12 protein-coding genes are annotated in these 13208 nt (G+C 70.3%); all 12 read right to left on the reverse strand.

What is annotated here, in order from left to right:
• Positions 1 to 40: 40 nt before the first annotated feature.
• Complete coding sequence (locus DI276_RS39485) at positions 41 to 973, reverse strand: bifunctional riboflavin kinase/FAD synthetase (RefSeq protein ID WP_112273354.1); 933 nt, start codon at positions 971 to 973, stop codon at positions 41 to 43.
• A 74-nt stretch (positions 974 to 1047) separates the two neighbouring features.
• Positions 1048 to 1935 (reverse strand): tRNA pseudouridine(55) synthase TruB, encoded by an 888-nt coding sequence (gene truB, locus DI276_RS39490; RefSeq protein ID WP_269814342.1) that lies wholly within the window; start codon positions 1933 to 1935, stop codon positions 1048 to 1050.
• Positions 1936 to 2111: 176 nt separating this feature from the next.
• Positions 2112 to 3437 carry an MFS transporter gene (locus DI276_RS39495; RefSeq protein ID WP_112273356.1) on the reverse strand — a complete coding sequence of 442 codons (1326 nt, stop codon included), beginning with the start codon at positions 3435 to 3437 and terminating at the stop codon, positions 2112 to 2114.
• Between the two features lie 109 nt (positions 3438 to 3546).
• Positions 3547 to 4848 (reverse strand): MATE family efflux transporter, encoded by a 1302-nt coding sequence (locus DI276_RS39500; RefSeq protein WP_112273358.1) that lies wholly within the window; start codon positions 4846 to 4848, stop codon positions 3547 to 3549.
• Between the two features lie 43 nt (positions 4849 to 4891).
• Positions 4892 to 6100, reverse strand: coding sequence for an RNA polymerase sigma factor (locus DI276_RS39505; protein ID WP_232837228.1), 1209 nt, complete (start codon positions 6098 to 6100; stop codon positions 4892 to 4894).
• On the reverse strand, positions 6097 to 6420 hold the full coding sequence (locus DI276_RS39510; RefSeq protein WP_112273360.1) for a YciI family protein: 324 nt from the start codon (positions 6418 to 6420) through the stop codon (positions 6097 to 6099). Before DI276_RS39510 ends, DI276_RS39505 begins: the two co-directional genes overlap by 4 nt.
• A 28-nt stretch (positions 6421 to 6448) precedes the next feature.
• Positions 6449 to 7072 carry a dihydrofolate reductase family protein gene (locus DI276_RS39515; protein ID WP_112273363.1) on the reverse strand — a complete coding sequence of 208 codons (624 nt, stop codon included), beginning with the start codon at positions 7070 to 7072 and terminating at the stop codon, positions 6449 to 6451.
• A gap of 128 nt (positions 7073 to 7200) precedes the next feature.
• Entirely contained in the window at positions 7201 to 8334 is a 1134-nt protein-coding gene (locus DI276_RS39520) for an ROK family transcriptional regulator (protein ID WP_112273365.1), read from the reverse strand.
• Positions 8331 to 9317, reverse strand: a complete 987-nt coding sequence (locus tag DI276_RS39525) for a DHH family phosphoesterase (RefSeq protein WP_112273367.1) — start codon at positions 9315 to 9317, stop codon at positions 8331 to 8333. The genes DI276_RS39520 and DI276_RS39525 overlap by 4 nt, the downstream gene beginning before the upstream one ends.
• Positions 9318 to 9466: 149 nt before the next feature.
• Complete coding sequence (rbfA, locus tag DI276_RS39530; RefSeq protein WP_112273369.1) at positions 9467 to 9913, reverse strand: 30S ribosome-binding factor RbfA; 447 nt, start codon at positions 9911 to 9913, stop codon at positions 9467 to 9469.
• Positions 9914 to 10005: 92 nt separating this feature from the next.
• Entirely contained in the window at positions 10006 to 10302 is a 297-nt protein-coding gene (locus tag DI276_RS39535) for a DUF503 domain-containing protein (RefSeq protein WP_112273371.1), read from the reverse strand.
• A 71-nt stretch (positions 10303 to 10373) separates the two neighbouring features.
• On the reverse strand, positions 10374 to 13208 hold a 2835-nt coding region (gene infB, locus DI276_RS39540; RefSeq protein WP_112273518.1), incomplete at its 5' end, for a translation initiation factor IF-2.

Below are 13208 nucleotides of genomic sequence, written 5' to 3' on the forward strand. Positions count from 1 at the left end.
GCTGTGGACTTTCCCATGCCCACTTCACCGGATCTGACGGTCACGACTCGGTCAGCAGTTCCCTCGTCCGGTCCACATCTCGATGCATTTGTTCGAGAAGGGCCTCGACGGAGTCGAACTTCACCATCTCGCGCAGCCGGTCGACGAAGTCCACCGCGACCCGCTGCCCGTAGTAGTCCTCGTCCACGTCCAGCACGAACGCCTCGACCCGCCGCTCCCGCCCGGAGAACGTCGGGTTCGTCCCCACGCTCACCGCGGCCTTGAGCTTCTTGCCCTTGGCGTCGGTGAACCAGCAGGCATAAATGCCGTCAGCCGGCACAGCCGCGAACTTCGGCGTCGACAGGTTGGCGGTCGGGAACCCCAGGTCCTTGCCGCGCCCGTCGCCCTTGACGACGATCCCCTCGAGCCGGTGCGGCTTGCCCAGCGCCTCGGCCGCCGCTTTGACGTCGCCGGCGTCGATGCACGCCCGGACGTAGGTCGACGAGTAGGTCACCTCGTCAGCGGACACCAGATCAGCCCCCTCGGTCACGAATCCGAACCGCTGCCCGAGCCGGCGCAGCAGCTCGACGTTACCCGCGGCCTTGTGCCCGAAGGTGAAGTTCTCACCCACCACGACGGCCGCCGCGTGCAGCTTCTCGACGAGCACCTCGTGCACGAACTCGTCGGCGGGCATCCTGCTGGTCTCGAGGCTGAACGGCACCACGACGAAGTGGTCGACGCCGAGCTCCTCGACCAGCTCTGCCCGCCGCCGCAACGTGGTGAGCTGCGCGGGATGACTCCCCGGCCGCACCACCTCGGACGGATGAGGGTCGAAGGTCATCAGCACGCTCGGCAGCCCGCGCTGCTCCGCGAGAGCCACGGCCCGGCCGATGAGGGCCTGATGGCCTTTGTGGACACCGTCGAACACGCCGATGGTCACGACGCAGCGGCCCCAGCCGCCGGGAAGGTGATCTAGTCCGCGCCAGCGTTGCACGGTGATCAGCCTACGACTCGGGACGGCGCCACGTCCGCCCACCGTCCTGTGACGTCCAGCCGCGACACGTGGCCTCAGCCTGCCGGGCTCAGCACCACCACGGGCTTGGCCACGTCGCCCTCGTCCTTGGCCAGCGCGATGACGTGCCCATCCGGCCCGAACACGCCGTAAGTGCCCTCGATTCCGCCCGCGCGCAACCGCTGCCCGTGCGAGAGCGCCGATGCCTCCCGCGGGTCGATCTCGCGGCGCGGGAACGCCGTGGTCACCGCGGCATCCAGGTCCAGCGACAGGCCGGGGGTCTCCTCCAGCTGCGCGAGCGTCTTGGCCACGCGCAGGTCGAACGGACCGACCCTGGTGCGCCGCAACGCACCCAGGTGCCCTCCGACGCCCAGCGCAACACCGAGGTCGCGGGCCAACGCGCGCACGTAGGTGCCGGACGAGCACTCGACCATCACGTCGAGCAGGACCGTCTTGTCCTCACGGCGCGTGAACAGCACGTCGAACCGATGCACGGTCACGGGTCGTGCCGGGATCTCGACCTGCTCACCCGCACGCACCCGCGCGTAGGCGCGCTTGCCGTCGATCTTCACCGCGGACACGGCCGACGGCACCTGCTGGATCGGCCCGGTCAGCTTCGCCACCTCGGCCGCGATCGCGTCGTCCTGAACGTCCGATGCGTCCACAGTGGACAGAACCTCGCCCTCGGCGTCGTCCGTGGTGGTGGCCGCGCCGAGCACGATCGTCGCGAGGTAGGCCTTGCTGTCGAGCGCGAGGTGGCCGAGCAGCTTCGTCGCACGTTCGATGCCGAGCACGAGCACGCCGGTCGCCATCGGGTCCAACGTGCCGGCGTGCCCGACCTTGCGGGTGCCGAGAATCCTGCGCACACGCGCCACTACGTCGTGCGAGGTCATGCCGTCCGGCTTGTCGACGACGACCAGGCCCGGTGCAACAGAGGGTTTCACGGCGGGAAATGGTAATGCGCTGACCGCAGCCCTTACCGGTCGCCTTCGACTCTCAGTGGGACACCTCACGGCACCGGCCCCGCGCCCCCATATGCCCGATATGAGGACGCGGGGCCGGCACCGTGATGCGTCCGCCTGAAAGCCGAACGCGCGCGACAAGGGCTGCGGTCAGCCCATTAAGCGACGCGCAGAGCGTCCCAACGCCGACGCCGCAACTGCACCGGCACCGTCTCGCCCCGCTCCTCGGCCGCGAACACGGCCGCACGCGCGTGCCGCCACCACACGAGCATCCGCCAGCCGCCGAACGCCAGCACGAGCACGCAGAAGCTGAACGCGACCCGGAACGCCGACTGCGGCGTCATGACGTTCTCGAGCAGGTCCAGCAGCACGCCGACACCCAGCGCCGCCACGGTGACCGCGAGGAAGCCGCCGACGTTGACCAGGCCGCTCGCGGTGGACTGGCGGTGTGACGGGTTGTAGTCGCGGGCCAGCGCGAACGCGACGCCCGAGATCGGCCCGCCCACGGTCAGCACGAGGAACACGACGGCGATGACCGGCACCGGCACGTGACCGCCCGGCCACAGCAGCAACACGGCCCACCCGGTGAACGCGAACGCCAGGAACCAGACCGCGATCGGCATGCGCCATTCGGGGTTGCGAGAGAACAACGCGCCAACGATCGGACTCGACACGATCGCGCCGATGACAAGCAGTCCGAGCGTGGACGACGCCGCCTTGGCCGACATGCCCTGCGCCTGCACGAGGTACGGGTACCCCCACAGCAGGCCGAGCACGGCCGGCGTCGACATGGTGCTGAAGTGCGCCCAGAACCCGAGCCGGGTGCCCGGTACGCGCCACGCCTGCCGCACCTTCGGCCAGATCTGCTTGAGCGGCACGGGTTCCGGCTTCGGCGCGGTGAAGTCGCGCGGCACGTCGCTCACGCGCAGGAACGCGACGGCCGAGTAGAGCGCCGTGACACCACCCGCGATGAGGAACGCCCAGGTCCAGCCGATCGAGCCGAGCATGAGCGTCAACGGCACCGTGGCGACGAGGTTGCCGACACCGCCCAACGCGGCCGTCACCGCGACCACGAGCGAGTACTGGCGCGGCGGGAAGTGCGCCGCGACGATCCGGATCACGCTGATGAACGTCATCGCGTCACCCATGCCGAGCACGGCGCGCGCCACGAGCCCGAGCCCGTACGAGTCGGCGACGGCGAAGATGAGTTGTCCCGTGCCCATGAGCAGCGCGGCGACGGTGAGGATCTTGCGCGGACCGAACCGGTCCACGAGCAGACCGGTGGGGATCTGCATGAAGGCGTAGACACCGACCTGCAGCACGGTGAACACACCGAGCTGCGCGGGTCCGAGCCCGAACCGCTCACTCGCCTCCAGCCCGGCCACGCCGAGCGTGGTGCGGTGGAAGACGGCGGCGAAGTAGACGAAGACGGCGGTGGTCCAGATCAGCCACGAGGTTCGGGTGGCGCGATCGACCGACGGCAAGACGGCACTCTCCCAGGTCGGAGGCGGGCAGACATTAGTTACATCGCCTAAACAACCTTCTTGGTAACGATTTCATGCCGTGAGGTCGGACACAGCGCCCGATCGGGGGTCAGCGGACCGCGCCTTCCACCGCCCACTCCCCCGACTTGGTCCGCCAGAGGACCGCCACCAGTCGCAGCACCATGAACGCCGACAGCCCGGTCCAGATCCCGGCCAGTCCCCATCCGAACGCGTACGAGGCCCACACCAGCGGCAGGAACCCGACCACCGCCGACCCGAGCGTCGCCGTTCGCATGAACTTCACGTCGCCCGCGCCCAGCAACACCCCGTCCAACGCGAACACCACGCCCGCGATCGGTTGCAGCGCAACGAAGAACCACCACGCGTTCGGAATTTCGCTCAGCACACCCGCATCGGTCGTGAACGCCTTCGGCAGGATGCCCGCCAACGCGGCGAACACGACCCCGAGCCCGATGCCGAACACCAGCCCGTACCGCGTGACCTGCCACGCGAGCTTTTCCGCCTGCTTGCGCTTCGACGCACCCAGTGCCGCGCCCACGAGTGACTGCGCGGCAATCGCCAGTGAGTCGAGTACGAGCGCGAGGAACGTCCACAGCTGCAACACGACCTGATGCGCACCCACGGCCGCGATGGACGTTCGGGCAGCCACCGAAGCCGCACTGATGAAGCACGCCTGGAACGCCAGGCTGCGCAACACCAGATCACGCCCCATGCCAAGCTGCGCGCGCATGGCACCCCAATGCGGCGTGAGCGGCACCTTCTCGCTGATGAGCGCCTTGAAGAAGAGCCCGGCCGCGAGCAGCTGCGCGACCACGTTGGCGATGGCCGAACCCTCAAGCCCCCAGCCCGCGCCATAGACGAGCGCGGGACACAGCACCGCGCTGATCCCGTTGCCGACCAAGATGTATTTGAGTGGCCGCTTGGTGTCCTGAACGCCGCGCATCCACCCGTTGCCGGCCATCGTGACGAGGATGAACGGCGCCCCGAACAACGCGATGCGCACCCACTCCACCGCCGCGTCAGCCACGGCCCCGGCACCTGCAAGCAGTTCGGTCAGCGGCCGCGCGAACAACTGCCCGAGCACCACCACGAGCACTCCGGCCGCCAGCGCCAGCCACGTGGCCTGAACGCCTTCCTCCACGGCCTCGCGACGCCTGCCCGCGCCGTGCAGACGCGCCGTGCGTGCCGTCGTGCCGTACGAGAGGAACGTCAGCTGCGTCGACACCTGCGTCAGCAACACCCCGCCGAGCGCCAGGCCGGCCAACGGCAGCGCCCCGAGATGCCCGACCACCGCCGTGTCGACGAGCACGTACAACGGCTCGGCCGCCAGCACCCCCAGTGCCGGCACGGCCAGCCCGATGACCCGCCGCGCGGGAACCCGATCCTCCACGTCTCGAACCTAGGTGGTCAGGCGCGTTTCCGGCCGGTGACCCTTACGACAGTTGGTCGCGGCGACGGGTGAGGTTCGCGGTCTCCGCGGTGTTGCCCGCCAGCTCGATGGCCTTGTCGTAGGCCGCGCGCGCTTCTTGCCCACGGCCGAGCCGGCGCAGCAGGTCGGCGCGGGTGGCGTGGAAGGCGTGATAGCCGGACAGCTGGTCCTCGAGCCGGTCGACGGTCGCCAGCGCCACCTGCGGGCCGTCCAGCTCGGCGACCGCGATGGCGCGGTTAAGGGCGACGATCGGCGACGGATCGACGCGGACGAGCTGGTCGTACAGGGCGAGGATCTGCGACCAGTCGGTGTCGCGCATGTCGCGCGCGGAGGTGTGCACGGCGTTGATCGCGGCGAGGATCTGGTAGCGACCCGGCGCCACGCCGGCAGCGAGCCGTTCGCGCACCAGTCCATGCCCTTCGGCGATCAACGCCGTGTCCCAGGCGCCGCGGTCCTGCTCGCCGAGCGCGACCAGCTCACCGGACTTCGAGACGCGGGCGGCGCGACGGGCCTCGGTGAGCAGCATCAACGCCAGCAGCCCGGTCACCTCACCGTCGTCCGGCAGCAGGGCGCGGATCAGGCGGGCGAGCCGGATCGCCTCGGCGGTCAGGTCGTGCCGCAGCGGATCGGTGTCGGCGCCGGTGGCCAGGTAGCCCTCGTTGAACACCAGGTACAGCGCGGTGAGCACACCGTCGACGCGTGCCGGGAGATCCTCGGCTTCCGGTACGCGGTAGGGAACGCGCGCCGCCTTGATCTTGGCCTTCGCGCGGGTGATCCGTTGGCCCACAGCGCTTTCGCTCATCAGGAAGGCGCGGGCGATCTCGGGCACGGTCAGCCCGCCGACCATGCGCAACGTCAACGCCACGCGCGCTTCCATCGCCAACGCCGGGTGACAGCACGTGAAGATCAGCCGCAGCCGGTCGTCGTCGACGGCACCTCGCGGCTCGGGCTCGTGCACGACCTGAGCCTCCTTGTGCTTGTCGTCGCGCTTGCTCTCCCGCCGGATCCGGTCGATGGCCTTGCGGGTCGCGGTGGTGGTCAGCCACGCGCCGGGGTTGGGCGGCACGCCGTCGACCGGCCACCGCTCGACGGCGATCGCGAACGCCTCGGCTGCCGCTTCCTCCGCGATGTCGAGGTCACCGAAGCGCTTGGTGAGGGCGGCGACCACCCGAGCCCACTCCGCACGGTGGGCCCGGGTGACCGCCTCGCTCACAGAAATGGCCGGACCTCGATCTTGCGGTCGCAGACCTTCGACGCCTCGGTGGCGAGCTTGAGCGCCACGTCCAGGTCCGGCGCCTCCCACACCCAGACGCCGGCGAGGTACTCCTTCGACTCGACGAACGGCCCGTCGGTGATCACCGCCTGCTCGCCGCGGTTGTCGACGACCGTGGCCGCGCTGGTGTCGGCGAGTCCGCCCGCGAAGACCCAGTAGCCCTCGGCGATCAGGCGTTCGTTGAACTCGCTGATGGCGGGCTGCCGATCCGTGCTGCCGGGATTGGCCTTGTCGTCGATCACGGAAACCAGGTATCGCATCGGAAGCTCCTGTGGGTGTCGGGGAAGGTCAGCGGGCCGGCGCGTACTGCGGGCGCCCGGCCGGCCGGAAGACCTGGGTCGTCACGCCCTTCGAGTCGACGCGCGACTCGACCAGGTCGAGCGCGAGATCCGGACCGTTCTCCGGGAACAACCGCGTGCCCTGGCCGACGATCACCGGCATCACGATCAGGGTCAGCTCGTCGACCAGGTCGTTCGCCAGCAGCCACCGGACCAGGGTGCCGCTGCCGTGCACCTGCAGTTCGCCGCCCGGCTTGGCCTTCAGATCCGCGATGGCGGCCGCGAGGTCGCCGGACAGGACGGTGGTGCCCGCCCACGCCGGCTCGGTGAGCGTGCTCGTCGCCACGTACTTGGGGCGCGCGTTCAGCGCCCGCATCACCGGCTCCCAGCCGGGGACGTCCTGCTCGGTCCAGGAGCCCCACGAAGCGAGGAACAGCTCGTAGGTCCGCCGGCCGAACAGGAACGCATCGGCGCGGTGGTAGGTCTCCTTGATCAACGTGTGGGTGTCGTCGTCGCCCCGCCCGAGCGCCCATCCGCCGCGTGTGAACCCGTTGCGGCGGTCCTCCTCCGACGCGCCGCCGTTGCCCTGCACGACACCGTCGATGGTCACCTGGGTCATGGTGGTCAGCTTCATGGGTCCCCCTTGCCGTGGCGGCCACCCCGTGCGGGCGGCTTCACCACTGCTACGAACACCACGACCCCGATCCGACACCGCCTCCCGAACTTTCTCCGAAGAAGTTTTGGGGAGAGGCCCACAGCGGCCTAGGCGCGCTGCGGCAGCCCGAACACCCGCTCCCGCGCCACCGCGAGCGCCGAGTGCAGCGCACCGGAGCGCACCGGGTTCGCCGTGATCTGCGCGAGCTGCACCGGCGTCCGCGGCACCACCAGCTTCAGCAGCTCCACCGACACCAGCTCGCACAACGTCTCACCGCCGGCCTGCGCCACGCCACCGGACAGCAGGACCAGCTCCGGGTCGAGCACGCACACGACATTCGCCAACCCCAACGCGATCCTACGAGCGAGGTCCGACAAGAACGCGCGCCCCTCGGTCCCGGCGGTCAGCGCAGAAGCGACAGCCTCCAATCCGGAGCCAGCCGAGATGCCGTGCGAAGCGGCCAGGGCCACGATGGCGTCGCTGTCCACCTGGTCGCCGTAGCGACCGCCGGGGATCTGCATCGAGTCGATCTCGCCCGCACCGCCCGTGACGCCGCGCAGGAGCACGCCGTTGACGACGACGGCCGAGCCGATCTCGTCGGCCGGCCAGAACAGGACGAAGTTGCGGACGCCCACCGCCTTGCCGGAGCTCATCTCCTCCAGCGCGGCCAGGTTGATGTCGTTCTCGATCGACACCGACGTGCCCAGCAGCTCGCGCAGGGTCGCCGGCAGGTCGACGTCCACCAGGCCGGGCAGATGCGGTGCGAAGCCGAGGTGTCCGGTGGCCGGGTCGACGGCGCCGGGCGTGCCCACGACGACGTGCGAGAGCGCGTCCAGCCGCAGACCGGCCAGGGCTGCTGCCTTCTGGACCGTCTCGCGGAACGCCACCAAGGTGTTGTCGCGAGGCATCGGTGCGCTGTGCTCGGACAGCAGCGAGCCGGTGATGTCCGCGATGGCCACGTCGATCAGGTCCGGCGACAGCGCCACCGCCGCCACGTGCGCGACACCGCCGTTGACGGCCCACATCTGCGCGCGTGGGCCGCGGCCGCCGCCACGCAGGCCGGTGCGCACGACCATGCCGTCTTCTTCCAGGCGCGCGAGCAGCTGTGCCGTCGCGGGCTTGGAGAGGCCGATGACCTCCTCCAGCTCGGCTCGCGTCATCGCCCCGCTGCGCAGCAGGGTCTCGATGGCGGCCCGGTCGTTGATCTCCCGCAGCAGTCGCGGGCTTCCTGTCCGTGTCATGACTCCACCCGCTCCAACGCGCCCTTCAGCGCGGCAACGACCTGCTCCGCGGCACCGTCGTAGGTGAACCCGGCCGCCAGCCGGTGCCCACCGCCCCCCAGCACCTGCGCCACCTCGCGAACGTCGACCCGGCTGACGGCTCGCAACGACACCGACCAGAACCCCGGCCGCAACTCCTTCAGCACCGCCGCCACCTCGGCCTCGGAGGCGGAACGGACCACGTCGATCACGCTCTCCACCTCCTCGCTGCGCACATCGCGCGCGTCCTCCACGCTCACCACGGCGTGCACCAGGCCAAGACCGCCCGCGGCACGCTCGTCCAGCTCCGCACGCGCCAGCACCCGCGACAACATGCGCAGGTACGCGAACGGATGCGCGTCCATCAACGGCCGCGTGACGCTGTACGCGTCCACGCCCGTCTTCAGCAGCCGCGCCGCCGTCTCGTGTGCGGCAGGCCCGGCCTTGCGAAAGCCCCCGGTGTCCGTCACGAGCCCCGCGTAGATGCACCGCGCGATCGGCTCGTCAACGACGACGTCCATCTCGTCGAGCAGCTTCAACGCGATCAGCGCCGTCGCTTCCGCGTGCTCGTCGATGCAATGCACCGTGCCGTACCGCGTGTTCGACACGTGATGGTCGACGACGATGACCGGCCCGGTGCACGCGGCGACCCGATCGCCCAACGGCCCGAGCCGCTGCACGCTTCCGGTGTCCATGACCACGAGCAGCTCCGGCGCCGGCGCCACCTCGTCCCGGTGCACCAGCAGCCCGGCGGTGTCCAACGCCCGCAACGACTCCGGCACGACCTCGGGCTCACCGAACGCCACCCGCACCGCGACCCCGCGCCGGTGCAGCGCGAGCCCCACCGCCAAGGCACTCCCGAGCGTGTCCGCGTCCGGGTTGATGTGACTGAGCAGGGTCACATCTCGGGCGTCGGCCAGCAACCGCGCGGCCTCGGCAATGGTCGTGCTCAGGTCGTCTGCCACAGGGAGACGTTAGCTGCTCACCGTGTCGATGTGCGGTAGGGCACCCTCGGACAAGACAGTTTCCATCCCATAACAGACCGCACGCGGGGAGCTTTCGTACGGTCAGACAGTACGAAAGCTCCCCGCGTGCGAAAAGCAGCGAGCGAAACTCAGTCCTCGTCGTCCTCGCGAGGAGCCTTGTACGGATCAGCCTCGCCGGCCGGACGGGCACCGGCCGCCAACCGAGCCACCTCGGCATCGGCGGCCTGAGCCTGAGCCAGCAGCTCGTCCATCTTCCTGGCCGTGTCCGGCACGGTGTCGGTCATGAACGTCAGCGTCGGCGTGAACCGGACCCCGGTCTGCTGGCCGACCATGGACCGCAGCACACCCTTGGCCTTCTCCAGAGCGGCAGCCGCTCCGGCGTAGTCAGGCTCGGTGTCCAGGCGTTCGCCGAGCACCGTGTAGTACACGGTCGCGTCGTGCAGGTCGCCGGTCACCTTGGTGTCGGTGATGGTGACCCGGGCCAGGCGCGGATCCTTGACCTCGTGCTCCAGCGCGGAGGCGACGATCTGCGAGATCCGCTTGGCGAGCTTGCGGGCACGTGCCGTGTCGGCCACGAGCCTCCCCTTCCTAGTCGTCCTCCGGCCCGACCAAACGTGTGCGGGCCCGAAAGGGAATGAGCACAGTGCAGTTCCAGTCCGACCTGCAGTCACTCATCCTCGGGCCCGACCAGCCTTGTCCGTGCCGAAAGCAGTTCCAGTTCGGGACGTCCTGCGACCAGCCTTTCACAGCCGGCCAGGACCTCCCTGACATGCGCCGCGTCACCGGCAACCGCGGCAACACCGATCAACGCGCGCCGATGCAGATCCTGATGACCCGCCTCGGAAGCGGCAACCTCGAAGCGCTTGCGCAGCTCGGCCACGACGGGCCGCACCACCGAGCGCTTCTCCTTCAACGAGTGGACGTCGCCGAGCAGCACGTCCAGTTCCAGAGCCCCCACGTACATGGGCAAGATCCTCCAGAAGAAAAGGGTGCGGAGCCACCGGTTAAAACGGCTCCGCACCCCTCATCAACCGACTAGGCGCGCGGCTTCTCGCGCATCTCGTAGGTCTCGATGACGTCTTCCAGCTTGAGGTCGCTGTAGTTGCCGAGCGTGAGACCACACTCGAAACCTTCGCGAACCTCGGTGGCGTCGTCCTTGAACCGCTTGAGCGAGCTGATCGGGAGGTTCTCCGCGATCACCTTGCCGTCACGGAGCAGGCGCGCCCTGGCGTTGCGGCGGATCTCGCCCGACAGGACCATGCAACCCGCGATCGTGCCGACCTTGGAGGACTTGAAGACGTCGCGGATCTCGGCGCGGCCGAGCTGGACCTCTTCGTACTCCGGCTTGAGGAGACCCTTGAGGGCCGCCTCGATCTCGTCGATCGCCTGGTAGATGACCGTGTAGTAGCGGACGTCGATGCCCTCGCGGTTCGCGAGCTCGGTCGCCTTGCCCTCGGCCCGGACGTTGAAGCCCAGGACGATGGCGGAGGAGGCCACGGCGAGGTTGATGTCGCCTTCGGTGATGCCACCGACACCGCGGTGGACCACGCGCAGCTCGACGTCGTCGCCGACCTCGATCTTCATGAGCGCGTCCTCGAGGGCCTCGACGGTACCCGAGTTGTCACCCTTGATGATCAAGGTGAGCTGGCTGGTCTCCTTCAGCGCGGCGTCCAGGTCTTCCAGGCTGACGCGCTTGCGCTTCGCGGCGTTCATCGCGTTGCGAGTGCGAGCCTGGCGACGCTCGGCGATCTGCCGGGCGACGCGGTCCTCGTCGACGACGAGGAACGAGTCGCCGGCGCGCGGCACCGACGTCAGACCGATGACCTGCACCGGACGCGACGGGGTCGCGTCGTGCACGTCGTCGCCGTGCTCGTCCACCATGCGGCGGACGCGGCCGTAGGCATCGCCGGCGACGATCGAGTCGCCGACGCGGAGCGTGCCGCGCTGGACGAGGACCGTGGCGACCGGACCGCGACCGCGGTCGAGGTGCGCCTCGATCGCGACACCCTGGGCCTCCATGGCCGGGTTGGCCCTGAGGTCCAGCGAGGCGTCGGCGGTCAACAGGATGGCCTCGAGGAGGCTGTCGATGTTGATGCCCTGCTTCGCGGAGATGTCGACGAACATCGTGTCGCCGCCGTACTCCTCGGCGACCAGGCCGTACTCCGTCAGCTGCTGACGGATCTTGGCCGGGTTGGCGCCTTCCTTGTCGATCTTGTTCACCGCGACCACGATCGGCGCGGAGGCCGCCTGGGCGTGGTTGATCGCTTCCACCGTCTGCGGCATGACGCCGTCGTCGGCGGCGACGACGATGACCGCGATGTCGGTCGCGTTCGCACCACGCGCACGCATGGCGGTGAACGCCTCGTGACCCGGGGTGTCGATGAAGGTGATGAGCCGCGGGTTGCCCTCGAGCTCGGTCTCCACCTGGTAGGCACCGATGTGCTGGGTGATGCCACCGGCCTCGCCCTCGTGCACCTTCGCCTTGCGGATGGTGTCGAGCAGGCGGGTCTTACCGTGGTCGACGTGACCCATGACGGTCACGACCGGCGGGCGAACCTGCAGGTCGTCCTCGTCACCGGCGTCCTCGCCGTAGGTGATGTCGAACGTCTCGAGCAGCTCGCGGTCCTCCTCCTCGGGGGACACGACCTGCACGACGTAGTTCATCTCGGAGCCGAGCAGCTCCAGGATCTCGTCGGACACCGACTGGGTCGCCGTGACCATCTCGCCCAGGTGGAACAGCACCTGCACGAGCGACGCCGGGTTGGCGTTGATCTTGTCGGCGAAGTCGGTCAGCGAGGCACCGCGCGGCAGGCGGATCGTCTCGCCCTGCCCCTTGGGCAGGCGGACGCCACCGACCGAAGGCGCCTGCATGTTGTCCATGTACTCCTGGCGCTTCTGCCGCTTGGACTTGCGTCCACGACGCGCCGGACCACCCGGACGACCGAAGGCACCAGCGGTACCGCCGCGACCAGCGCCGCCACCGCCACCGGGACGACCGCGGAAACCGCCGCCACCACCGGCCGGGGCGCCGCCACCGGCACCGCCACCGCCGCCGGGACGGAAGCCACCGCCACCGCCACCGCCGCCACCGGGACGGAAGCCACCGCCACCGCCACCGCCGCCACCGGGACGGAAGCCGCCACCGCCGCCACCGCCACCGCCGCCGCGGAAGCCGCCACCGCCGCCGCCCCCACCGGGACGACCGCCGCCGCCGCCACCGCCACCAGGACGGCCACCGCCGCCACCAGGGCCGGGACGACCGCCACCGCCACCACCGGCGGGACGACCCGGCATCATGCCGGGGTTCGGGCGCGGGGGCATGTTGCCCGGGTTGGGGCGAGGACCGCCCTGACCGGGACCGCCGGGACGAGGACCGCCCTGGCCGGGAGCAGGACGAGATCCGCCCTGACCGGGACCACCGGGACGGCCGCCACCCTGGGCAGCTGCCGGACGGGGACCGGCCGGACGCGGGTCACCGGGCTTCGGGCCGGACGGACGGTCGCTGCCGCCCTGCTCCGGACGCGGGCCGGGACGAGGTCCAGGACGCGGGCCGGGAGCGTTGCCGCCACCGACGCCGAACGGGTTGTTGCCCGGACGCGGGGCACGCGGGCCCGCAGGCTTGGGGGCCTGCGTGCGCGGCGGCACCACGGACGGAGACTGCTGCGCACCAGTGGACGCGGCCGGAGCCTGCGGCTCTTGGGGCTGCTGCGGAGCCGGGCGCGGACCCGGACGCGGGCCACCCGGCTTGGCGCCGGTGGCCGGAGCGGCCTTCGGGGCAGCCGGAGCCGACGCGGCGGGTGCCGGTGCGGCGGCCGGAGCCTCGGGCTGCTGGACGGGCGCGGCCGGAGCCTGCGCGGCCGGAGCGGCGGG

Source organism: Lentzea terrae (assembly GCF_003265345.1).
Lineage (GTDB): Bacteria > Actinomycetota > Actinomycetes > Mycobacteriales > Pseudonocardiaceae > Lentzea > Lentzea terrae.